Here is a 25839-nt window from a genome sequence, read left to right on the forward strand (position 1 = left end):
GGCACGTGTACGTGGTCCTCCCCGATCCGGCGATCCTGGAGACCGCCCGCGCCGACGAGTCCGGTGCCTCTGCCGCGATGCGGGAGTGCCGGCGGTGGGAGTGCGCGCTGACCTGAGGGCCGCCCCGCGGTGCCGGCGGGAACGGTCCGGCGCGCCGGAGTCTTGACCTTCGTGACGGATGCCGTACGCGGACTTCCGCGCGGAATGCCGTCGACGACCGTCGCGCGGGAGTGCCGTACGAAGATCATCGCGCGCGATGCCCCAGGAGAGGGACCCCTTAACCGCCGTGGGGGCCCCTGGGGGCCGTAGGGGTGTCCTGGGTCATCGCCGGCTGCCTAGCCTCCGACAGCGGAGGGGAAGCGGACCGGAAACCGTCCGGAGGCGATCCGCACGGCCCAGGCCCTCACTTCGATCTCGATCGGATGGCGCGCTGGTGAACAACGAAGAGCAACTGCTCGACTATCTCAGGCGGACGACCGCGGACCTGCGGGAGGCGCGGCGGCGGCTGCGCGAGAACGAGCAACGCGCACACGGCCCGGTCGCCGTCGTCGGCATCGGCTGCCGGTATCCGGGCGGCGTCACCACCCCCGAGGACCTGTGGGATCTCGTCGTGACGGGTACCGACGCGGTGACGGACTTCCCCGCCGACCGCGGCTGGGACGTGGACGCCCTGTACGACCCGGACCCGGCGCGGCCCGGCAGGACCTACGCCCGTACCGGTGGATTCCTGCACGACGCCGCCGACTTCGACCATGACTTCTTCGGCATCAGCCCCCGCGAGGCCCTCGCCATGGACCCGCAGCAGCGGCTGCTGCTGGAGATCTCGCACGAGGCCTTCGAGCGGGCCGGTATCGTCCCGGCCTCCCTGCGCGGCAGCCGTACCGGCGTGTTCGCCGGCGTGATGTACAACGACTACGCCACCCGTCTCACCTCCGTACCCGACGACCTCGACGGCTACCTCGCCAACGGGAGCGCCGCGAGCATCGCCTCCGGACGCGTCGCCTACACCTTCGGGCTCGAAGGCCCGGTGGTCACCGTCGACACCGCCTGCTCGTCCTCCCTGGTCGCCCTGCACTGGGCGGTGCGGGCGCTGCAGGCGGGCGAGTGCTCGCTCGCCCTGGCCGGCGGTGTCACCGTGATGTCCACACCGGAGACGTTCATCGACTTCAGCCGGCAGCGCGGGCTCGCGCCGGACGGCCGGTGCAAGGCGTTCGCCGCCGCGGCCGACGGCACGGGCTGGGGCGAGGGCGCCGGCATGCTGCTGCTGGAACGGCTCGCCGACGCCCGGCGCAACGGCCACCCGGTGCTCGCCGTCGTCCGGGGCAGCGCCGTCAACTCCGACGGCGCCAGCAGCCGGCTGACCGCGCCCAACGGCCCGTCCCAGCAGCGGGTCGTGCGGCAGGCGCTGGCCGGTGCCGGGCTGACCGCCGCCGATGTCGACGTGGTCGAGGCACACGGCACCGGTACCTCGCTCGGCGACCCGATCGAGGCGCAGGCGCTGCTCGCCACCTACGGCCAGGACCGCGCCGAGCCGCTGCTGCTCGGCTCGGTCAAGTCCAACCTCGGGCACACCCAGGCCGCCGCGGGCGTCGCGGGCGTCATCAAGATGGTGCTGGCCATGCGGCACGGCGAGGTTCCGCCCACCCTCCACGTCGACGCGCCCACCGACCAGGTGGACTGGAGCGCGGGAGCCGTCGAGCTGGCCCTGGAACGGCGCCCGTGGCCCGCCACCGGCCGGCCCCGCCGCGCCGCCGTCTCCTCCTTCGGCATCAGCGGCACCAACGCGCATGTCGTCCTGGAGCAGGCGCCCGCCGACCCGGAGCCGGCCGCCAACCCCGCCAACCCCGCCAACCCCGCCAACCCCGCCAACCCCGAGAACCCCGAGAGCGCGGAGAAGCCGGCCGGCGGGGAAGAGGGCGCGGAGAACGCGCCCGTGCGGGAAGGGGGCGGGGAGAACTCGCCCGGCCGGGGGGGCGGTTGCGTTCCCTGGATTGTCTCCGGCCGTACCCGCCAGGCCCTCACCGCGCAGATCGCGCGGCTGCGCGACCACCTCGACGCACACCCCGGCACCCGCCCGGCCGACCTCGGGCTGTCGCTCGCCACCACCCGCGCCCGCTTCGAGCACCGCGCCGTCGCGGTCGGCCGGGACACCGGCGACCTGCTCGCCGGCCTCGCCGCCGCCACCGCGCTCACCCCGGCCGGCGGCAGGACCGCCTTCCTGTTCACCGGTCAGGGAACCCAGCGGATCGGCATGGGCCGGGACCTGCACCGCGCGTTCCCGGTGTACGCGGAGGCCTTCGACGCGGTGTGCGCCCTCGCCGACCGGAGCCTGGAGCGGCCGCTCGCCGACGTCATCGACGGCGACGCCGACCTGCTCACCCGTACCGACTACGCGCAGATCGCCCTCTTCGCCACCGAAGTGGCCCTGTACCGGCTCCTGGAGTCCTGGGGCGTGACCCCCGACTACCTGGCCGGCCACTCCGTCGGTGAGATCGCCGCCGCCCACGTCGCCGGGGTGCTGTCCCTGCCGGACGCCGTCCACCTCGTCCTCGCGCGCGGCACCCTGATGGCGGCCCTGCCCGCGGGCGGTGCCATGGCCGCGCTACGCGCCACGGAGGACGAGGTCGCCCCCCACCTGGACGAGCGGGTCGGCCTCGCCGCCGTCAACGGCCCGCGCTCCGTGGTGATCTCCGGTGCCGAGGACGCCGTGGCCGCCCTCGCCACCCGCTTCCAGGGCAAGCGGCTGAAGGTCTCGCACGCCTTCCACTCGCCGCTGACGGAACCGATGCTCCCCGGCTTCGCCGAGGCCGCCGCCATGTGCTCCTTCGCCGAGCCGCGCATCCCGATCGTGTCCACGCTCACCGGCGCCCTCATCGAGCCCGCGCAACTGGCCACCCCCGGTCACTGGGTGGACCACGTCCGCCGGCCCGTCCGCTTCGCCCCCGCCATGACCGCCCTGCACGAGCTGGGCGTCCGGGCGTTCCTCGAAGTCGGCCCGGACGCGGCCCTGACCGCGCTGGCCGTGGACTGCGTGCCCGAGGACAGCGTGACCGTCGCCGGACTGCGCCGCGCCGGCGACGAGGAACGCGACCTGGTCACGGCCGTGGCCCGGCTGCACGCGGCCGGCACCGCCGTGGACTGGGCGGCGTTCTTCGCCCCGCACCACGCCCGGCACACCCACCTGCCCACCTACGCCTTCCAGCGTGAACGCCTCTGGCTGGAGGCCGGCGCCGGCGGCAGCGGCGATGCCGACGGCCTGGGACAGAGCGCCACCGGCCATCCGCTGCTGACCGCCGCGACCGACCTGCCCGGCACCGGGGGAGCGGTCCTCACCGGCCGGCTCTCCCTCGCCTCCCACCCGTGGCTCGCCGACCACGCCGTGCACGGAACCGTGCTGCTGCCCGGCACCGCCTTCGTGGAGCTGGCACTCCGGGCCGCGGAGCGCACCGGCTGCGACACCGTCGGCGAACTCACCCTGCACGCCCCGCTGATCCTGCCCGAGCAGGGGGCGCTGGCCGTCCAGGCCGCCGTCGGCGAGGAACAGGACGGACGGCGGGAGCTGACCGTCTGGTCCCGCCGCGCCGACACCCCCGACGCCCCGTGGACCCGCAACGCCGCCGGCGTCCTCACCTCCACGACCGGCGACGGGTCGAGCCCGGTGGGCCTGACCGACTGGCCGCCCCGGGACGCCGAACCCGTCGACCTGGACGGCCTCTACCCCGGACTGGCCCGCACCGGTTACGGCTACGGCGCGGTCTTCCAGGGCCTGCGCGCCATGTGGCGCCGCGGGGACGAGCTGTTCGCCGAGGCGGCCCTGCCCGAGAGCGCCCGCGCCACCGCCGCCGCGTACGGCGTGCACCCGGCGCTGCTGGACGCCGTCCTGCACGTCAACCTGCTGGACCTGCCCGGCGGCCAGGCGGTGCTGCCGTTCGCCTGGGGCGGTGTCACCCTGCACGCGGCGGGCACCGACACCCTGCGCCTGCACCTGTCGCCGTCCGGCCCCGAGGCCGTCGCCCTCACCCTGGCCGACGCCACCGGCGCGCCCGTCGCGACCGTCCGCAGCCTCGTGGCCCGCCCCGTCTCCGCCGAGCAGCTCGCCGGGGACGGCGACGACCCGCTGTACCGGGTCGACCTCGTCCCGGCGCCCGTCCCGGCGACCGCCAGCACGCCCGCCCTGGCCGTGTGCGGCCTCGCGCACACCGGCCGAGCACACACCGGGACCGACGACACCGGTGTCACGCACACCGGCCTCGACGCGCCCCACCACCCCGGCCTGGCCGCCCTCACCGCCGCCGGCCCGGTGCCCGACCTGGTGGTGCTGGCCGTACCGGCCACCCCCGGCGCCGTGACCGACCTGCCCGCCCTGGTGCGCGAGCGGGTGCACGCCACGCTGGACGCGCTGCGCGCCTGGCCGGCCGACGAGGACCACGCCGACCGCCGGCTCGCCGTCCTGCTGCGCGCCGGCGACCTCGGCCACGCCCCCCTGTACGGGCTGGTCCGCGCGGCCCAGGCCGAGAACCCCGGCCGGTTCCTGCTGGTCGACAGCGACGGCAGCGCCGCCCCGGGACCAGCCCTCGCCGCCGCGCTCGCCTCCGGCGAACCGGAGGTCGCGGTGCGGGACGGCGAGGTACGGCTGCCACGGCTGGCCCGCGCCAAGCCCGGCAGCCCGCTCGCCTGGGACCCGGACGGCACCGTCCTGATCACCGGCGGCACCGGCGGCCTCGGCGCCCTGATCGCCCGTCACCTGGTCACCGAGCACGGCGTACGGCGCCTGCTGCTGGCCGGCCGGCGCGGGGTGGACGCCCCCGGAGCGGCCGAACTGGGCGACGCGCTGCACGAGCTGGGCGCCGACGTGGTCATCGCCCGGTGCGACGCCGCCGACCGCGCCGGGCTGGCGGCGTTGCTAGCGGAGCACGACGTGCGGGCCGTGGTGCACGCGGCCGGCGTCGTCGACAACGGCGTCCTCGCCACGCTCGACGCGGACCGGGTCGACCGGGTGCTGCGGCCCAAGGTGGACGCCGCCTGGAACCTGCACGAACTGACCCGCGACCAGGACCTGTCGGCGTTCGTCCTGCTGTCCTCCACCGCTGGTCTGCTGGTCGGCGGGGGCCAGGCCAACTACGCCGCCGCCAACACCTTCCTCGACGCCCTCGCCGCCCACCGCCGCTCGCTCGGCCTGCCCGCCGTCTCCCTCGCCTACGGCCTGTGGTCCGGCGCCGGCGGCATGAGCGCAGGCATCGACGCCGCCGGCCTGGAACGGCTGCGCCGGCTCGGCCTGCCGCCCCTGACCCCCGCCCAGGGACTGCGCGCCTTCGACGCCGGCCTCGGCGGCGAGGACGCCGTCCTGGTGCCCGTACGCCTGGACGCCCCCGCGGTGCGCGCCCGGCCGGACGGCGTACCGGCGCTGCTGCGCGGCCTGGTACGGACCGCCCGGCGGGGTGCCGAGCCCGCCCCGGGCGCCCCCGCCGGCTCCTGGCGCGACCGGCTGGCAGCGCTGGCCGACTCCGAACGGGACCGCGCCCTGCTGGAACTGGTCCGCACCCACGTCGCCGCCGTCCTCGGGCACCCCTCGCCCGAGTCGGTCGACCCGGGACGCGCCTTCCAGGAGATGGGCTTCGACTCGCTCGCCGCCGTCGAACTGCGCAACCTCCTGGCCGGCGCCACCGGGCTCACCCTGCCCGCGACACTCGTCTTCGACCAGCCCACCCCCACCACCCTCGCCGCCCACCTCAAGTCCGCGCTCGTGCCCGGACCGGCCGACCGGGCCCGGACCGCGCTGGCCGAGCTGGACCGCCTCGAAGCCGCGCTGCTCACCCTGCCCGACGAAGGCGGCAGCCACGCCCGCGTCACCGCACGCCTCGAAGCGCTGCTCCGGAGCTGGCAGGACACCCACGGACGGCACCCCGCGCCCGTGGCGCCGGAGGACTTCGGCGAAGCCAGCGACGACGAACTCTTCGCCAGGATCGACAACGAACTGGGAGCCCTGTGATGGAAGACTCGGCCACGGCCGACAAGCTCCGCGACTACCTCAAGCGGGCCACGACCGAGCTGGAGCGCAGCCGCCGCCGCGTACGCGAGCTGGAGGAGCAGGACCGCGAGCCCGTCGCCGTCATCGGCATGGGCTGCCGCTACCCGGGCGGGGTGCGCACCCCCGAGGACCTGTGGCGGATCGTCGACGAGGGCACCGACGTCGTCACCGAGTTCCCCACCGACCGCGGCTGGGACGTCGAGGCGATCTACGACCCCGAGCCCGGCGCCCCCGGCAAGTCCTACGTCCGCCACGGCGGGTTCCTGCACGACGCCGCCGAGTGCGACCCCGCCTTCTTCGGCATCAGCCCCAAGGACGCGCCCGGGACCGACCCGCAGCAGCGGCTGCTGCTGGAGGTCGCCTGGGAGGCCTTCGAACGGGCCGGCATCGACCCCACCACGGTGAAGGGCACCCCGACCGGCGTCTTCGTCGGCCTGATGCACCACGACTACATCGGCGGCACCATCTCCGGCAGCATCGTCTCCGGCCGCATCGCCTACACCCTCGGCCTGGAGGGCCCCGCGGTCACCATGGACACCGCCTGCTCCTCCTCGCTGGTGGCGCTGCACTCGGCGATCCAGTCGCTGCGCAGGGGAGAGTGCTCCCTGGCGCTGGCGGGCGGCGCCGCCGTCATGGCCAGCCCGGAGATGTTCATCGAGTTCAGCGAGCGCCGCGCGCTGTCCCCCGACGGCCGCTGCCACTCCTTCTCCGACGACGCGGCGGGCGCCGCCTGGGCCGAGGGCGCCGGCATGCTGCTGGTGGAGCGGCTGTCCGACGCCCTGCGCAACGGGCACGAGGTGCTCGCCGTCGTCCGCGGCTCGGCCGTCAACCAGGACGGCGCCTCCAACGGCCTGACCGCACCGAGCGGCCCGGCCCAGATCCGGGTCATCCGGCAGGCCCTCGCCGACGCCCGGCTCGCCCCGCACCACATCGACGCGGTCGAGGCGCACGGCACCGGCACCACCCTCGGCGACCCCATCGAGGCACAGGCCGTCATCGCCGCCTACGGGCAGGACCGGCCGGAGAACCGGCCGGTGTGGCTCGGCTCCATCAAGTCCAACATGGGCCACCCGCAGGCCGCGGCCGGCGTCGGCGCCGTCATCAAGATGGTCATGGCGATGCGCCATGGCACCCTGCCCCGCACCCTGCACGCGGAGAAGCCCTCCACCGCCGTCGACTGGAGCACCGGCGACGTCCGGCTGCTCACCGAGTCCCGCCCCTGGGACACCCCCGACGGACGCCCGCGCCGCGCCGGCGTGTCCTCCTTCGGCATCTCCGGCACCAACGCCCACACCATCCTGGAGGAGGCACCGCCCGTCGAGACGGCACAGCCCGCCCCGGAGCGGGCCGCGCTGCCCGTCGTCCCCTGGGTGCTGTCCGGCAAGGGCGCCGACGCCGTCCAGCGGCAGGCGGAGCGGCTGCTCGCGGTGGCCGGCGACCTCGACCCGTACGACGTCGGATACTCGCTGGCCACCACCCGCACCGTGTTCACCCACCGGGCCGCCGTCACCGGCCGCGACCGGGACGAGCTGCTGGCCGGGCTGCGCGCCGTCGCCGACGGCAGCAGGCCCGCCGTGGTGCCTCCCGAACCCGGCCGCCTCGGCGTGCTGTTCTCCGGGCAGGGCTCCCAGCGCCCGGGCATGGGCCGCACCCTGCACGCCGCGTTCCCGGTGTTCGCCGCCGCCTTCGACGAGACCTGCGCCGCGTTCGACACCCATCTGGACCGGCCGCTGCGTGAGGTCATGTTCGAGGACACCGACCCCGCCACCGCCCGCCTGAACCAGACCGCGTACACGCAGGCCGCCCTGTTCACCTTCGAGACCGCCCTGTACCGGCTGCTGGAACACTGGGGCATCCGCCCGGACCTGCTCGCCGGGCACTCCATCGGCGAGGTCGTCGCCGCGCACGTCGCCGGCGTCCTAAACCTGAAGGACGCCGTCGCCCTGGTCGCCGCCCGCGGCCGGCTCATGCAGGACCTGCCCGCGGGCGGTGCGATGGTGTCCCTGCTCGCCGGCGAGGCCGAGGTCACCCCGCTGCTCATCGACGGCGTCGGCATCGCGGCCGTCAACGGCCCGCGCGCGGTGGTGATCTCCGGCGACGAGGAGGCCGTGCTCGCCGTCGCCGCGCGGGTGGAGAAGTCCACCCGGCTGAAGGTGTCGCACGCCTTTCACTCCCACCGCATGGACCCCATGCTCGACGCGTTCCGCGAGGTGCTGGCCGGCCTCACCTTCCACGAGCCCGCCCTGCCGGTCGTCTCCGACGTCACCGGCCGCATGGCCGGTGACCTCACCTCGCCCGACTACTGGGTGCGCCACGTCCGCGAGGCCGTCCGCTTCCACGACGGGGTCACCACCCTGGTCGCCGAGGGCGCCACCCGCCTCCTGGAGGTCGGCCCGGACTCGGTGCTCACCAACCTGGCCCAGGACACGGTGCCCGAGGTCATCGGCACCCAGCGCCGCGACCGCGCCGAGGACGCCGCCCTCCTCGACGCCGTCTGCCGCCTGCACCTGACCGGCACCGGCCCCGACTGGCCGGTGGTGTTCGCCGGCGGCCGCAAGGTCGGCCTGCCCACGTACCCGTTCCGCCGCGACCGGCACTGGGAGGACGCTCCCATCCTCCAGGCCGAGCGCTCCGCGGCGGCCCGCGCGGGCGGTGACGCCGCCGACCCGTTCTGGGAACTGGTCCGGGAGCAGGACGTGACCGCCGTCGCCGCCACCCTCGGCGTCACCGACGAGACGTCCGTCGCCGCCGTCGTACCGGCCCTGGCCGCCTGGCACGAGCAGCGGCAGGCCAACGCCGCGGCCGACGGCTGGCGGTACCGCGTCACCTGGGAGCCGCTCGCGCCCGCCGCCACCCCGGCGCGCGGCGGCCACTGGCTGGCCGTCGTCCCCGCCACCGACGACCCCTGGACGACCGCCGTCCTGACCGGGCTCACCGAACGGGGCCTCGCCGTCGACACCCTCGCGGTGCCGGACCCGGCCGACCGCACGGAACTCGCCGGACTGCTCGCCGGCCGGGACGGCGCCGACGGTGTCCTGTCCCTGCTGGCGCCCGCCACCGAACCGGCCGCCACCGCCACCCTCGTCCAAGCCCTCGGGGGACGCCGGAATCACGGCCCCGCTGTGGTGCGTCACCCGTGACGCCGTCGCCCACGGCACCGCCGCCGCCGTCACCGGGTTCGCCCAGGCCCGGGTGTGGGGCCTCGGCCGGGTCGCCGCCCTGGAGCACCCAGAACGCTGGGGCGGGCTGGTCGACCTGCCCGCCGCGCCCGGTCCGCAGACCCTCGCCCGGCTGGCCGCCCTGCTCGGCGACGCAGGCGGCGAGGACCAGGTCGTACTGCGCGAGTCGGGTGCCTACGGCCGGCGCCTGGAGCACGCCCCGGCCCGCGCCGGAACCCCCTGGAAGCCGTCCGGCACGGTGCTGGTCACCGGGGCCACCGGCGCCGTCGGCACGGCCGTCGCCCGGTGGCTCGCCGCCGAGGGGCGCCGACCACCTGCTGCTGACCTCCCGGCGGGGCATGGACGCGCCCGGCGCCACCGACCTCGTCCGCGAACTCACCGGGGCCGGCACCCGGGTGACCCTCGCCGCCTGCGACGTCGCCGACCGCCGGGCGCTGGCCGCGCTGCTGGACTCCGTACCGGCCGAACACCCCCTCACCGCCGTGCTGCACCTGGCCGGCGTCCTCGACGACGGCGTCCTGGACGCCCTCACCCCCGAGCGGTTCGCCGGTGTCCTCGCACCCAAGGCCGACGCCGCCCGCCACCTGCACGAACTGACCGCGGACCGGGACCTGTCGGCGTTCGTGCTGTTCTCCTCCCTGACCGCAACCGTCGGCGGCGCGGGACAGGCCGACTACGCCGCCGCCAACGCCTACCTCGACGCCCTCGCCGAACACCGGCGTGCGGCCGGACTGCCCGCCACCTCGGTGGCCTGGGGACCGTGGGGCGGCGACGGCATGGCCGCCCACGGCACCGTCCGCTCGGCCGCCCGCGCGATGGGCATGTCGCTCCTCGACCCCGACCGCGCGCTCACCGCACTGCGCCGCGCCCTGGACGGCGGCGACACCACCGTCACCGTCGCCGACGTCGACTGGTCGGTGTTCGCGCCCGCCTTCACCGCCACCCGGCCCAGCCCCCTGCTGTCCACGCTGCCCGGGGCACGGCCCGGCACGGGCGGCCCCGCCGGGGCGGGCGCGGCCGACGGGTTCGCCGAGAAGCTCGCCGGCCTCACCGGCGGCGAACGCGACCGCGCCCTCCAGGAGCTGGTGTGCGACCAGGCCGCCGCCGTCCTCGGCTACGGCGGCGCCGACGCGGTCGAGCCGACCACCGCCTTCCGCGACCTCGGCTTCGACTCCCTCACCTCCGTCGACCTGCGCAACCGGATCAGCGGCGCCGCCGGGGTGCCGCTGCCGGCCACGCTCATCTTCGACTACGCCACCCCCGCCGCCCTCGCCAAGCACCTGGGCACCGAACTCGCGGGCGCCGGCACCTCCGTGGACTCGGTCCTCGCCGAACTCGACCGGGTCGCGGCCCGGCTCGGCGACCTCACCGCCGAGGACATCGAACAGGGACGGATCACCACCCGCCTCCAGTCGCTGCTGGGCGACCTCGACAAGATCCTCGGCCAGGACGCCGCCGCCGTCGCCGGACGGCTGGAGGAGGCCTCCGCCGACGACGTCTTCGCCTTCATCGACAACGAACTCGGCTCGGCGTGAGGCGACCCTCCCACGACACCCCGGCCGCACCGCAGTCCACCTCTTCGCACAGGAGTGGCGACACCCGATGACCAACGACGAAAAGCTGCTCTCCTACCTCAAGCGGGTCTCCGCCGACCTGGCCCAGACCCGCCAGCGGCTGCGCGAGGTGGAGACCCAGGACCGGGAACCCATCGCCATCGTCGGGATGAGCTGCCGCTTCCCCGGCGGCGTGACCACTCCGGAGCAGTTCTGGCGGCTCGTCCACGACGGCACCGACGCCATCGGTGACTTCCCCGACGACCGGGGCTGGGACATCGACGCGCTCTACGACCCCGACCCGGACGCCACCGGCAAGAGCTACGTCACCCGCGGTGGCTTCCTCACCGACGCGGCCGGGTTCGACCCGGACTTCTTCGGCATCAGCCCCCGCGAGGCGGTCGCGATGGACCCCCAGCAGCGGCTGCTGCTGGAGGTGTCGTGGGAGGCTCTGGAACGGGCCCGGATCGCCCCCGACTCGGTGCACGGCGCCCGGATCGGGGTGTTCGCCGGCACCAACGGCCAGGACTACAAGGACCTGCTGGCCAGAACACCCGAGGACAGCGAGGCCGCGCTCGGCACCGGCGTGCTGGCCGCCGTGATCTCCGGCCGCATCTCCTACACCCTCGGGCTGGAGGGCCCGGCCGTCACCATCGACACCGCCTGCTCCTCGGCGCTCGTCGCGGTGCACCTGGCCGTACAGGCGCTGCGCAACAAGGAGTGCGGTCTCGCGCTGGCGGGCGGCGCGACCGTGATGTCCACGCCGGGCAACTTCATCGCCTTCAGCCGGCAGCGCGGCCTCGCCCCGGACGGCCGCTGCAAGTCCTTCGCGGACGCCGCGGACGGCACCGGCTGGAGCGAGGGCGCCGGCATGCTGGTGCTGGAACGGCTCAGCGACGCCCGCCGCAACGGCCACGAGGTGCTGGCCGTCGTCCGCGGCTCCGCCGTCAACCAGGACGGTGCCTCCAACGGCCTCACCGCCCCCAACGGGCCGTCCCAGCGGCGCGTCATCCGAGCCGCGCTGGCCTCCGCGCGACTCGGGCCCGCCGACGTGGACCTGCTGGAGGCGCACGGCACCGGCACCACGCTCGGCGACCCGATCGAGGCCCAGGCGTTGCTCGCCACCTACGGCCAGGACCGGCCCGCGGACGCCCCGCTGTGGCTCGGGTCGGTGAAGTCCAACATCGGGCACACCCAGGCCGCGGCCGGCGTCGCCGGCATCATCAAGGCGGTCATGGCGATGCGGCACCGCGTCCTGCCGCGCACGCTGCACGCCGACGAGCCGTCCGGCAAGGTCGACTGGGGGCAGGGCGACGTCCGGCTGCTGACCGGGAACCGGCCCTGGACCGACCCCGGCCGTCCGCGCCGGGCCGCCGTCTCCTCCTTCGGCGCCAGCGGCACCAACGCGCACACCATCCTGGAGGAGGCCCCCGCCGAGGAACCGGCGGAATCAGAGCCGCGTACGGCGCCTCCGCTGGTGCCCTGGGTGGTCTCCGGCCGGACCGAGCGCGCCCTGCGGGAGCAGGCCGCCCGGCTGGTCGCCGCCGTCGGCGAGCTGGACCCGGTCGACGTGGCGCACTCCCTGGCCGCCACCCGCACCGCCCACCCGTACCGGGCCGTGGTCCTCGGCGCCGGCCGCGACGCGCTCCGCACGGCCCTGGCCGGTGTCGCCGAGGGCGGCCGGGGCGCGGCCTCGGGCCGGGTCCGCAAGGGGCAGACCGCCTTCCTGTTCACCGGGCAGGGCTCGCAGCGCGCCGGCATGGGCCGGGAACTGCACACCCGCTTCCCGGTCTTCGCCCGCGCCTTCGACGAGATCTGCGCGCTGACCGGTGACCCCGGGCTGCGCGACCTCGTCCTGGGCGACGACCCCGAGCCGCTCGACCGCACCGCCCGCACCCAGACCGCCCTGTTCGCCTTCGAGGTCGCGCTGTACCGGCTGGTGGAGTCCTGGGGGCTCACGCCCGACTACCTGGCCGGGCACTCCATCGGCGAGATCGCCGCCGCGCATGTGGCGGGCGTGCTGGACCTGGAGGACGCGACCACGCTGGTGGCCGCGCGCGGCCGGCTCATGCAGGCGCTGCCCGCGGGCGGCGCCATGATCGCCGTACGCGCCACCGAGGAAGAGGTCCGCCCGCTGCTCACCCAGCGGGTCGGCATCGCCGCCGTCAACGGCCCCGGCTCCGTGGTGATCTCCGGCGACGCCGCAGAGGCCGAGGCGGTGGCCGCCCGGTTCGCCAAGAGCCGGCGGCTGGCGGTCTCGCACGCCTTCCACTCACCGCTGATGGAACCGATGCTGGCCGAGTTCCGGTCGGTCGTCCAGTCCCTGACCTTCCACCGGGCCACCGTCCCGGTGGTCTCCAACGTCACCGGCGCCCTCGCCGGCCAGGAGATCGCCACCCCCGGCTACTGGGTGCGGCACGTGCACGAGGCGGTCCGCTTCCACGACGGGATACGCACCCTGGCCGCCGAGGGCGTCACCCGCTACCTCGAACTCGGCCCGGACGCGGTGCTGACCGCCATGGCCCGCGAGTGCCTGACCGCCGACGGCACGGACACCGACGCCGTGCTGGCCGCCGCCACCCGCCGTGAACGCGACGAGACCGAGACCCTGCTCACCGCCCTCGCCCAGTTGTACGCAGGCGGTGCCGCCGTGGACTGGACCGCGTTGTTCACCGGTGCCCGCACCGTCGACCTGCCCACCACCGCCTTCCAGCGCGAACGGTTCTGGCCCGAGACGGCCGCGACCGTGGGCGACGTCGGCTCCGCCGGACTGGACTCCGCCGACCACCCGCTGCTCGGCGCGGCCACCGTGCTCGCCGACACCGATGGCGCCGTCCTCACCGGCCGGCTGTCGGTGCGCACCCACCCCTGGCTCGCCGACCACGTCGTCGGCGGCCAGGTCGTCGTCCCCGGCACCGCCATGGTGGAGCTCGCCGTCCGCGCCGGTGACCAGGTCGGCTGCGGGCACCTGGAGGAACTGGCCCTCCAGACGCCGCTGGTGCTGCCCCCGGACGACGGCGTGCGGGTCCAGGTCGCCGTCGGGGCGCCCGACGCGTCCGGCGCCCGTACGGTGCACGTGTACGCCCGCGCCGAGAGCCTGCCCGCCGACGAGCCGTGGACCCCGCACGCGTCCGGCCTCCTCAGCGCCGGCACCGGCACACCGGGCACCCGCCTGGACGTCTGGCCCCCCGAGGACGCCGAACCCCTCGACACCGGCGGCCTGTACGAGCGGCACGCCGCCGCCGGCCTCGCCTACGGGCCCGTCTTCCAGGCCCTGACGGCCGCCTGGCGGCGCGGTGAGGAACTGTTCGCCGAGGTACGGCTGCCGGAGCGGCCCGCCGCCGACGCGCCCCGCTTCGGCCTGCACCCGGCCGCGTTCGACGCCGCCCTGCACTCCCTCGCCCTGCTCGGCGACGGCTCCGCCGACGACACCGCGCGGCTGCCGTTCCTGTTCGCGGGCGTCACCCTGCACGCCGTCGGCGCCTCCGTGCTGCGGGCCCGGCTGGTGCCCACCGGCGACCAGGCCTTCGCCATCGACCTGGCCGACGCCGACGGCGCCCCCGTCGCCACGGTCACCTCGCTCGCCGCCCGCCCGCTCACCCACCTGCGCGCCGCCCGCGACACCACCGCCGACGCCCTGTTCACCCTCCAGTGGCAGCCGCTGCCCCTGGGGACCGACGCCCCCGACCCCGGCCACCGGGTGCTGCACAGTACGCCCGGGACCACCCCCGACGCCGTACGCGCGGCGCTGCGCACCGCGCTCGCCGCCCTCCAGGACGACGACCCCCGCCCGCTGGCCGTCGTCACCCACGGGGCGGTGAGCGTCGCCGGCGAGGACGTGCCCGACCTGGCCGGCGCCGCCGTCTGGGGTCTGGTGCGGTCCGCGCAGTCGGAGAACCCGGACCGGTTCGTGCTGCTCGACCTCGAACCGGGTACGGACGCAGGCGCCGTAGTGCCCGGCGTCCTCGCCTGCGGCGAGCCCCAGGTCGCGGTGCGCGCGGGCACCGCCCGCGCCGCCCGGCTGGTGCGCGCCGAACTCCCCGCCGACCCCGCGGACGTGACGCTCGATCCCGAGGGGACCGTCCTGCTGACCGGCGCCACCGGCAGCCTCGGCCGGGTCCTGGCCCGCCATCTGGTCACCGCGTACGGCGTCCGCCACCTCGCGCTCCTCAGCCGCTCCGGCACCGCCGACGACCTGATCGCCGAGCTCGCCGGCCTCGGCGCCACCGCGACCGCCCACGCCTGCGACGCCGCCGACCGGGAGAGCCTCGCCGCCGTCCTGGCCGGCATCCCGGCCGGCCACCCGCTCACCGCGGTCGTGCACGCCGCCGGCGTCCTGGACGACGGCGTGGTCTCCTCGCTCACCCCCGAACGGATCGACACGGTCCTCGCGCCGAAGGCCCTCGGCGCCCTCCACCTCCACGAACTGACCGATGGCCTGTCGGCGTTCGTGCTGTTCTCCTCCGTCGCCGGCACCGTCGGCGCCCCCGGCCAGGGCAACTACGCCGCCGCCAACGCCCTCCTGGACGCCCTGGCCGCGCACCGCCACGCCCAGGGCGCCCCCGCCCTGTCGCTGGCCTGGGGCCCGTGGGCGCCGACGGGCGGCATGACCAGCTCGCTCGACGAGGCCGACCGCGCCCGGATGGCCCGCGGCGGCATGACCGCCCTGTCGGCCGAGGAGGGCACCGCCCTGTTCGACCGTTCGCTGCGCGCCGGCCGTCCCGCCCTGGCGCCGGTGCGGCTGGACCTGCCCGCGCTGCGCGCGCAGGGCACCGGCCTCGCACCGGTCCTGCGCGCGCTGGCCGGCCGCCCGGTGCGCCGGGAGGCCGCCGCCGAGGGCGCCGGCGCCGGCTTCGCCGAGCGCATGGCCGTCCTGGGCGAGGAGGAGCGCGCCGAGGCGCTGCTGCACACGGTCCGCGCCCATGTCGCCGTCGTCCTCGGGCACGCTGACCCGGACAGCGTGGAGACCGACCGGGCCTTCAAGGACCTCGGCTTCGACTCGCTCGCCGCCATCGAGCTGCGCAACTCGCTCTCCGCCGAGCTGGACCGGAGGCTGAGCGCCACCCTCGTCTTCGACCACCCGTCACCCGAAGCGCTCGCCGCCCACCTCGGCACCCTGGTCGCCGGTGCCCGGGCCGGGGGCCGCGGCGGCCGGCGCACCGGCCGGGCCCGCGCGGACGAGCCGCTGGCGATCGTCGGCCTGGCCTGCCGCTACCCGGGTGACGTCCGCACCCCGGACGACCTGTGGCGGCTGGTCGCCGACGGCACCGACGCCATCACCGCGTTCCCCGCCGACCGCGGCTGGGACGTGGACCGCATCGTCGACCCCACCCGGCAGCGGCCCGACACCTCCTACGTCGGCGAGGGCGGATTCCTGCACGACGCGGGCGAGTTCGACGCCGGCTTCTTCGGCATCAGCCCCAAGGAAGCCCTCGTCATGGACCCGCAGCAGCGGCTGCTGCTGGAGGCGTCCTGGGAGGCGCTGGAGAGCGCCGGCATCGACCCGCACACCCTCAAGGGCAGCCGCACCGGCGTGTTCGCCGGCGTGCAGTACCACGACTACTTCGGCAGCTTCGGCTCCGGCAGCATCATCTCCGGCCGCGTCGCCTACACCCTGGGCCTGGAGGGCCCCTCGCTCTCCGTCGACACCGCCTGCTCCTCGTCCCTGGTGGCGCTGCACCTGGCCGCCCAGTCGCTGCGGCAGGGCGAGTCCAGCCTGGCCCTGGTCGGCGGTGTCGCCGTCATGGCCACCCCGGAGACGTTCATCGAGTTCAGCCGGCAGGGCGCGCTCGCCCCCGACGCCCGCACCCGCGCCTTCGCCGACGCGGCGGGCGGCACGGTGTGGGGCGAGGGTGTCGGCGTCCTGGTCGTGGAACGGCTCTCCGACGCCCGCCGCAACGGCCATGAGGTCCTCGCCGTCGTCCGCGGCACCGCCGTCAACCAGGACGGCGCCTCCAACGGCCTCACCGCCCCCAACGGCCCCTCGCAGGAACGCGTCATCCGCGAAGCACTGGAGAACGCCCGCCTCAGCCCCGCGGACGTGGATGTGGTGGAGGCGCACGGGACGGGGACGACGCTGGGTGATCCGATCGAGGCGCAGGCGCTGCTCGCCACCTATGGTCAGGGTCGTGGATCGGGTGTCCCGTTGTGGCTGGGGTCGGTGAAGTCCAATATCGGGCACACGCAGGCCGCTGCGGGTGTGGCGGGTGTCATCAAGATGGTGTTGGCGATGCGGCACGGGGTGCTGCCGAGGACGTTGCACGTGGACCGGCCGTCGACGAAGGTCGACTGGGAGGCGGGGCAGGTTCGGCTGCTGACCGAGGAGCGGGACTGGCCGGTGGCCGGCCGCCCGCGCCGGGCGGGCGTCTCCTCCTTCGGCATCAGCGGCACCAACGCCCACGTCATCCTCGAACAGGCCCCGCCCGCCCCCACCGGACCGGAACGCCCCGGACCCCAGGGCCTCGCCCTCCCGTGGCTGCTCACCGCCAGGACTCCCGCCGCGCTCGCCGGTCAGGCCGCCGCGCTCCTCGGCCACCTCGACACCCACCCCGGCCTCGACCCGTCCGACATCGGCTGGTCACTCGCCACCACCCGCGCCCGCTTCGCGCACCGGGCCTCCCTCACCGGCACCGACCCGGCCGAACTGCGCGGCGCCCTGGCCGCCCTGGCCGACGGCACCACCGCCCGCAACCTTCTCCAGGGCACCGCGTCCGGCCGCGCCCGGCCCGTGTTCGTCTTCCCCGGCCAGGGCTCCCAGTGGCCCGGCATGGCCACCGAACTCCTCGACACCTCACCGGTGTTCGCCGCCCGCATGGCCGAGTGCGCCGCCGCCCTCGCGCCGTACACCGACTGGGACTTCCGCACGGAGCTGCGCGGCGGCCTGGACCGCGTGGACGTCGTCCAGCCGCTGCTGTGGGCGGTGATGGTGTCCCTGGCGCACACCTGGAGCGCGTACGGCGTCACCCCGGCCGCCGTCATCGGCCACTCCCAGGGCGAGATCGCCGCCGCCTGCGCGGTCGGCGCGCTGTCCCTGGAGGACGGCGCCCGCGTCGTCGCCCTGCGTTCCCGCGCCATCGCCGAGCTGCTGTCCGGCTCCGGCGGCATGATGTCCGTCGCCGAGGGCGCCGACGCGATCCGCGCCCGGCTCGCCGCCTGGGACGGCCGGCTGTCGGTCGCAGCCGTCAACGGCGCCGCCTCCACGGTGGTGTCCGGTGACTCCGACGCCCTCGACGAACTCCTCGACCGGCTGCGGACGGAGAAGGTCCGCGCCAAGCGCCTGCCCGTGGACTACGCCTCCCACAGCGCCCGCGTCGAGACCCTGCGCGCCCGCCTCGCCGACGTCCTCGACGGCATCGAGCCGCGCGGCACCCGGGTGCCGTTCTACTCCACGGTCACCGGCGGCCCGCTCGACACCGCGGAACTCGGCGCCGAGTACTGGTACACCAACCTGCGCGGAACCGTGCTGTTCGAGCAGGCGGTACGCGCCGCCGTCGCCGACGGCCACGAGCTGTTCATCGAGTCCAGCCCGCACCCGGTGCTGACCGTCGGCATCCAGGAGACCGACGACGCCGTGGCCGCCGTCGGCTCCCTGCGCCGCGACCAGGGCGGCCGGGACCGGCTGATGACGGCGCTCGGCGAGGCGTTCACCCACGGCGCCGATGTCGACTGGACCGCCGTGGCGGAGGGCCACCGGTCACGCCGCGTGCCGCTGCCCGGCTACGCCTTCCAGCACGAGCGGTACTGGCTCGACAGCACCGCGGGCGGCGCCGACGTCACCTCCGCCGGCCTCGCCCCCACCGACCACGCCCTGCTCGGCGCCGCGATGGTACGCGCCGACAGCGAGGGCGCCGTGCTCACCGGCCGGCTCTCCGCGGGCACCCAGCCCTGGCTGGAGCACCACCGGGTGGGCGGCCGGCTGCTCTTCCCCGGCACCGGGCACCTGGAGCTCGCGCTGCGCGCCGGCGACCAGGTCGGCTGCGGCGACCTCACCGAACTCACCCTGCGCGCGCCGCTGGTGCTGCCCGACCACGGCGCCGTCCAGCTCCAGGTCGTCGTCGGGCCGCCGGAGGGGGAGACCCGGCCGGTCACCATCTGGTCCCGCCCGGAGAACCCCGACGAGGAGCTGCCGTGGACCCGGCACGCCGACGGCCTGCTCGCCCCGACCGGCACCCTGCCCGCCACCGCCGATCCGCTCACCCTCTGGCCCCCGAGGGGCGCCGAACCCGTCCCGCTCGACGGCCTGTACGACGAACTCGCCGCCCTCGGCCTCGGCTACGGGCCGCTGTTCCAGGGCCTGCGCGCCGCCTGGCGCACCGGGGACGGACTGTACGCGGAGGTCGCCACCGACGCCGTACCCGACGGGTTCGGACTGCACCCGGCGCTGTCGGACGCCGCCCTGCACACCATCGGCCTCACCGACGCCGCGGGCGACGAGGCCCTGCTGCCGTTCGCCTGGTCGGGGGTACGGCTGTACGCCACCGGTGCCACCGCGCTGCGCGTCCGGGTCCGCCCGACCGGCGAGGGCACCGTCTCCCTCACCCTCGCCGATCCCACGGGCGCGCCCGTCGCCACCGTCGACTCGCTCACCCTGCGCCCCCTGCGGACCGAGGCGCTCGCCGCGGCGGCGCGGTCGGCCCGCGCGGGCGCGCTGTACCGGGTCGGCTGGGTCCCGGCCCCGTCCTCGACGGCGACCGGGACCGTTTCCGCACCGGACGTGGTGCGGGCTCCGGCCGGAGTGGGCGCCGCCGAGACCCGGGCGGCCGTCGACACGGTCCTGGCCGAGCTGCGCACCCGGCTCGCGGACGAGGACCGCACCCTCGTGGTGGTCACCGGCGCCGACCCGGCAGGGGCCGCCGCCGGCGGCCTGGTGCGCTCGGCCCAGTCGGAGAACCCGGGCCGCATCGTGCTGGTCGAAACCGAACAGGCGCCGACCATCGAGCAGTTGGCCGAGGCGGTGACCACCGGTGAGCCGCACCTGGCGTTCCGGTCCGGCACCTGGCTGATGCCCCGGCTGGTCCGCTCCACCCCGGACGAGCCGGACGACGCCACCGCTACCGGCCTGGGCGCCGGGACGGTCCTGCTCACCGGTGCCACCGGCGCCCTCGGCCGGATCCTGGCCCGGCACCTGGTCGCCGAGCGGAACGTCCGGCATCTGCTCCTGCTCAGCCGCGGCGGTGCCACCGACGATCTCGTCGCCGAACTCAGCGAGCTGGGCGCCGAGGTGACGAGCGTCGCCTGTGACGCCGCCGACCGCGCGGCGCTCGCCGCCGTGCTGGACGCCGTACCGGCCGACCGGCCGCTGACGGCCGTGATCCACGCGGCCGGCGTCCTCGCCGACGGCGTGCTCTCCTCCCTCACCCCGGAGCGGATCGACACGGTGTTCCGGCCGAAGGTCGACGCCGCCTGGAACCTGCACGAACTCACCGCGGACCTGAACCTGTCGGCGTTCGTGCTGTTCTCCTCGTCCGCCGCCACGCTCGGCTCGCCGGGCCAGGCCAACTACGCCGCCGCCAACGCCTACCTCGACGCGCTCGCCGTACACCGCCGGGCCCTCGGGCTGCCCGCGCACTCCCTGGCCTGGGGCCTGTGGGCGCAGGCCGGCGGCATGACCGGCACCCTCGGCGAGACGGACCTCACCCGCATCGCCCGCGGTGGCGTCGCCCCGCTGGAGACCGAGGAGGGCGTCGCCCTGTTCGACGCCGCCCTGCGCGGCGCCGACCCCGCCGTCCTGCCGGTGAAGCTGGACCTGGCCTCCCTGCGCGCCCAGGGCGACGGCCTGGCCCCGCTGTTCCACGGACTCGTACCCGTACGCCGGGCCGGCGCGGCCGGCGGGCCGGGCGCGCAGGGAGGCGGTGCCGACGCCCTGCGGGGCCGGCTCGCCGGGCTGCTGGCGGCCGAGCGCGAGCCGTTCCTGACCGAACTCGTGCAGAGCCATGTCGCGGCCATCCTCGGCTACCGCTCCGCCCAGGACGTCGGCCGTACCCTGGCCTTCCGGGACCTCGGCTTCGACTCCCTGGCGGCCGTGGAACTGCGCAACAGGCTCACCGCGGCGACCGGCCTGAAGCTGCCCGCCACCCTGGTGTTCGACCACCCCACACCGGCGGAACTCGCCCGCCACCTGCTCGGCGAACTCACCGGCACCCTCGCCGAGGCGCCCGCCCCCTCCGCCCCCCGGGGCGCGGCCGACGACGAGCCGATCGCCGTCATCGGCATGGCCTGCCGGTTCCCCGGCGGCATCGCCTCGCCGGAGGACCTGTGGCGGCTGGTGGCCGAAGGCCGGGACGCCGTCGGCGGGTTCCCCACCGACCGCGGCTGGGACGTCGAGAACCTGTACGACCCCACTCTGGACCGGCCCGGCACCAGCTACACCCGGCACGGCGCCTTCCTGTACGACGCCGCCGCCTTCGACCCGGCGTTCTTCGCCATGGACGACGAGGAGGCCCTGGTCACCGACCCCCAGCAGCGGCTGCTGCTGGAAACCTCCTGGGAGGCGCTGGAGCGCGCCTCCATCGACCCCGCGACCCTGCGCGGCTCCGACACCGGCGTGTTCGCGGGCCTCATGTACCACGACTACTTCGGCAGCTTCGGCTCCGGCAGCGTGGTCTCCGGCCGCGTCGCCTACACCCTCGGGCTGGAGGGCCCCACCCTCTCCGTCGACACCGCCTGCTCCTCCTCGCTGGTCGCGCTGCACCTGGCCGCCCAGGCGCTGCGGCAGGGCGACTGCTCGCTGGCCCTGGCCGGGGGAGTGACCGTCATGGCCACCCCCGGCACCTTCGTGGAGTTCAGCCGGCACCGGGGCCTGTCCCGGGACGGCCGCTGCAAGCCCTTCGCGGACGCCGCCGACGGCACCGGCTTCGGCGAGGGCGCCGGCGTGCTGCTGCTGGAGCGGCTGTCCGAAGCCCGCCGCAACGGCCGCCGGATCCTCGCCGTGCTGCGCGGCACCGCCGTCAACCAGGACGGCGCCTCCAACGGCATCAGCGCCCCCAACGGGCCCGCCCAGCAGCGCGTCATCCGGCGCGCCCTGGAGGCGGCCGGCGTCGCGGCGGCCGAGGTCGACGTGGTCGAGGCGCACGGCACCGGCACCACCCTCGGCGACCCCATCGAGGCCCAGGCGCTGATCGCCACCTACGGCGCCGAGCACACCGGGGACCGCCCGCTGTGGCTCGGCTCGGTCAAGTCCAATCTGGGCCACACCCAGGCCGCCGCCGGTGTCGCCGGTGTCATCAAGATGGTCGAGGCGATGCGCAACGAGACCCTGCCCGCCAGCCTCGGCGTCGACCGGCCCTCCCGGCACGTGGAGTGGGACGGCGCGGGCGTCCGGCTGCTCACCGAGAACCGCCCCTGGCCCGACCCCGGCCGCCCGCGCCGCGCGGGCATCTCCTCCTTCGGGATCTCCGGCACCAACGCCCACGTCATCATCGAGGCCGCGCCCGCCGAGGAGCCCGCCGCACAGCCTGCCGCCCCGCCGGCCGGCACCGTGCCGTGGCTGCTCTCCGGTCACACCCCCGACGCCCTGCGCGCCCAGGCCGCCCGGCTGCTGGACCACCTGTCCACCGCCCCGGACACCGACCCGCACCGGCTCGCCGGCGCGCTCGCCCACGCCCGCACCCGGCTCGGCCACCGGGCCGCCGTACTCGGCCGCACCCGGGACGAACTGACCGCCGGCGTCCGGGCCGTGGCGGAGGGCCGCACCCCCGGGGCCGGTGTCCTCGGCACCGCCACGGACGGCCGGCTCGCCTTCCTCTTCTCCGGCCAGGGCTCGCAGTTGCCCGGTATGGGCACCCGCCTCGCGGCGGCCTTCCCCGCCTTCGCCGCCGCCTTCGACGAGGTCCGCGCCCACCTGGACCCGCTGCTGGACCGGCCGCTCGCCGACGTCCTTCACTCCGCCGAGCTGCTGGAGCGCACCGAGTACACCCAGCCCGCGCTGTTCGCCGTCCAAGTGGCCCTGTACCGGCTGCTGGAGTCCTTCGCCGTCCGGCCCGACCTGCTCGCCGGGCACTCGGTCGGCGAGTTCGCCGCCGCCCATGTCGCGGGCGTGCTCGGTCTCCGGGACGCCTGCGCGCTCGTCGCCGCGCGGGGCCGCCTGATGCAGGCCCTGCCCGAGGGCGGGGCGATGATCGCCGTACGCGCCACCGAGGACGAGGTGGGGCCGCTGCTGGGCGACGGCGTGGGCATCGCCGCCGTCAACGGGCCCGCGTCCCTCGTCGTCTCGGGTCCGGCCGGACCGGCCCGCGCGCTGGCCGCCCGCTTCGAGCGCACCAAGGAGCTGGCCGTCAGCCACGCCTTCCACTCGGCCCTGATGGAGCCGATGCTGGAGGAGTTCCGCGAGGTCGCCGCCGCCCTGTCGTACGGCACGGCGCGCATCCCGCTGGTGTCCGCCCTCACCGGCGCCCCGGCCGCCCCCGACGAGCTGTCCACCCCCGAGTACTGGGTGCGGCACGCCCGCGAGGCCGTCCGCTTCGCCGACGCCGTCACCGCCCTGCACGACGCGGGCGCACGGCACTTCGCCGAGGTCGGCCCGGGCAGCGCGCTGACCGCCGCGGCCGGCGAGTGCCTGCCGGACGGGACGGCCGTCGTACCGCTGCTGCGCAAGGACCGCGAGGAGACGCCCTGCACCGGGCTCGCCGCCCTGCACGCGCACGGCGCCGCCGTCGACTGGACGGCCCTGCTGTCCCACCGTGACGGTTTCGACCTGCCCACCTACGCCTTCCGGCGCACCCGCTACTGGATGACCGGCGACCTCGGCCTGCCGCGCCCGGCCGCCGGCCATCCACTGCTCGGCACCGCCGTCGAACTCGCCGGCGCCGACGGCACCCTGTACACCGGGCACCTCTCCCTCGCCGACCACCCGTGGCTGGCCGACCACCGGGTGGGCGGGGTGCCGCTGCTGCCGGGCACCGCCTTCGTGGAGATGGCCCTCGCCGCCGGGGCCCGCGTCGACTGCGGCACGGTGGACGACCTGACCGTCACCGAACCGCTGATCCTGCCCGAGGACGGCGCCGTCCGCCTCCAGTGCACGGTCGGCGAACCCGACGCGTCCGGAGCGCGCGCCTTCCGCGTGTACGCAGCCCGGGCCGACGGCGACCCCTGGACCACCCACGCCACCGGCGTGCTGCGGCCCGCCGGGGACCGGCCCGCCCACGACCTCACCGCCTGGCCGCCGCCCGGCGCCGAACCGGTCGACCTGGACGGCGTCTACGAGCGGCTGGCTGAGCTGGGCGCCGAGTACGGGCCCCGCTTCCAGGGCCTGCGCGCGGCCTGGCGGCACGGCGACGAGGCGTACGCCGAGGTCGACGTCCCCGCCGTCCCCGCCGCGTTCGGTCTGCACCCGGCGCTGTTCGACGCCGCCCTGCACACCATCGGGCTGCGCGCGGGAGCCGGGGAGCGCATGACGCTGCCGTTCGCCTGGAACGGCGTGGAGCTGGCCACGAGCGGCGCGACCGCGCTGCGGGTGCGGATCGCCCCGGCCGGCGCCGGCGCGGTGCGCATCGAGGCCGCCGATGCCACCGGCCGGCCGGTGGCGCGGGTGGCGTCGCTGTCGCTGCGGGAGGTGGACCCGCAGCGGATCGCGGCGGCCGTCGCGGGCGGACACGACGACCTGTTCGCCGTGGACTGGGTGCCCGTCCCCGTGCCCGCGGCCCCGCAGGCGGGGCGGTGGACCGTGCTCGGCCCCCGGCCGCACGGAGCTGGCCGCCGCCCTGGCCGGCGAGGTCGCCGAGGTCAGCGTCGCCGCCGACCTGACGGAGGCCGCCGTCCGGGCCCCCGACACCCTGGTCGTCGCGTACACCGGCGGCGCCGGCGCGGACACGGCCCGGGCCGGCGTCCGGGGGCTGCTCACCCTGGTCCAGGAGTGGCTGGCCGACGCCCGGTTCGCCGACTCCGTCCTGGTGGTGGCGACGCGCGGGGCGACGGGCCCCGGGGACGTCACCGACCCCGCCGCCGGCGCCGCGTGGGGCCTGATCCGCTCCGCCCAGTCCGAGCACCCCGACCGGCTGGTCCTCGCGGACCTGGACGGCACGGAAGCCTCCCGCCGCCTGCTGCCCTCCGCCGTCGCCTCCGGCGAACCCCAGCTCGCGCTGCGCGACGGCGCGGCGCGCGTCCCCCGCCTGGTGCGCGCCCCCCGCCTGACCGAGCCCGCCCCGGCCGGCCTCTCCGGCGGCGTCCTCGTCACCGGCGGCACCGGTGCCCTCGGTCGGCTGGTCGCCCGGCACCTGGTCACCGCGCACGGCGCCGAGCGGCTGGTCCTGCTCAGCCGCGGCGGGCCCGAGGCGCCCGGCGCGGCCGGGCTGCGCGACGAACTGACCGCGCTCGGGGCACGGGTGACCGTCGTCGCCTGCGACGCCGCCGACCGGGCCGCCCTGGCCCGGGTCCTGGACGAGCACCCGGTCTCCGCCGTCGTGCACACCGCGGGCGTCCTCGCCGACGCCGTCCTGACCTCGCTCACACCCGAGCGGCTGGACACGGTCCTGCGGCCCAAGCTGGACGCCGCCTGGCACCTGCACGAGCTGACCCGCGAGCGGCCCATGACGGCGTTCGTGCTGTTCTCCTCCGCGGCCGGTCTGCTCGGCAGCCCCGGCCAGGCCGGCTACGCCGCCGGAAACGCCTACCTCGACGCTCTCGCCGCCCACCGTCGCTCGCTCGGCCTGCCCGCGGTCTCGCTCGCCTGGGGCGCCTGGGCGGGCAGCGGCGGCATGGCCGACCGGCTCGGCGACACCGACGTCCGGCGCGTCGCCTCCGGTGGCGTGCTCGCCCTCGACGCCGAGGCCGGCCTCGCCCTGTTCGACACGGCGGCGGGCCGCGCGGAACCGGTGCTGCTGCCGGCCCGCCTGGACCTCGCCCCGCGTGAGCCCTCCCGCGTCGCCCCGCTGCTGCGCTCCCTGGTGCGGGCGCCGCGCCGGACCGGACCCGGGGCGTCGGCCGCCGCGTCCGCACTGCGCCGCGAACTGGCCGCGCTCGCCCCCGGGGACCGCCCCGAACGGCTGCTGCGGCTGATCCGGGACGAGGCCCGCGCGGTGCTCGGCATCGAGGAGTTCGAGAACGAACTGCCCTTCAAGGACCTCGGCTTCGACTCGCTGACCGC

4 protein-coding genes are annotated in these 25839 nt (G+C 76.4%); all 4 read left to right on the plus strand.

Annotated elements, in window-relative coordinates:
* Positions 1-433: 433 nt before the first annotated feature.
* On the plus strand, positions 434-5989 hold the full coding sequence (locus D9753_RS31950) for a type I polyketide synthase (RefSeq protein ID WP_121790150.1): 5556 nt from the start codon (positions 434-436) through the stop codon (positions 5987-5989).
* Positions 5986-9168 carry a type I polyketide synthase gene (locus D9753_RS31955; RefSeq protein ID WP_394346776.1) on the plus strand — a complete coding sequence of 1061 codons (3183 nt, stop codon included), beginning with the start codon at positions 5986-5988 and terminating at the stop codon, positions 9166-9168. Before D9753_RS31950 ends, D9753_RS31955 begins: the two co-directional genes overlap by 4 nt.
* A gap of 377 nt (positions 9169-9545) precedes the next feature.
* On the plus strand, positions 9546-10742 hold the full coding sequence (locus D9753_RS38340; protein ID WP_240468344.1) for a beta-ketoacyl reductase: 1197 nt from the start codon (positions 9546-9548) through the stop codon (positions 10740-10742).
* A gap of 67 nt (positions 10743-10809) precedes the next feature.
* A complete protein-coding gene (locus tag D9753_RS31960) occupies positions 10810-25605 on the plus strand; it encodes a type I polyketide synthase (protein WP_240468345.1) in 14796 nt (4931 codons plus the stop codon).
* Positions 25606-25839 lie beyond the last annotated feature (234 nt).

The sequence above is a fragment of the Streptomyces dangxiongensis genome (assembly GCF_003675325.1).
GTDB lineage: Bacteria > Actinomycetota > Actinomycetes > Streptomycetales > Streptomycetaceae > Streptomyces > Streptomyces dangxiongensis.

Coding starts and splice junctions, on each gene's coding strand:
- D9753_RS38340 (WP_240468344.1), top strand. CDS start 9,546: ATGGACGCGCCCGGCGCCACCGACCTCGTCCGCGAACTCACCGGGGCC.
- D9753_RS31960 (WP_240468345.1), top strand. CDS start 10,810: ATGACCAACGACGAAAAGCTGCTCTCCTACCTCAAGCGGGTCTCCGCC.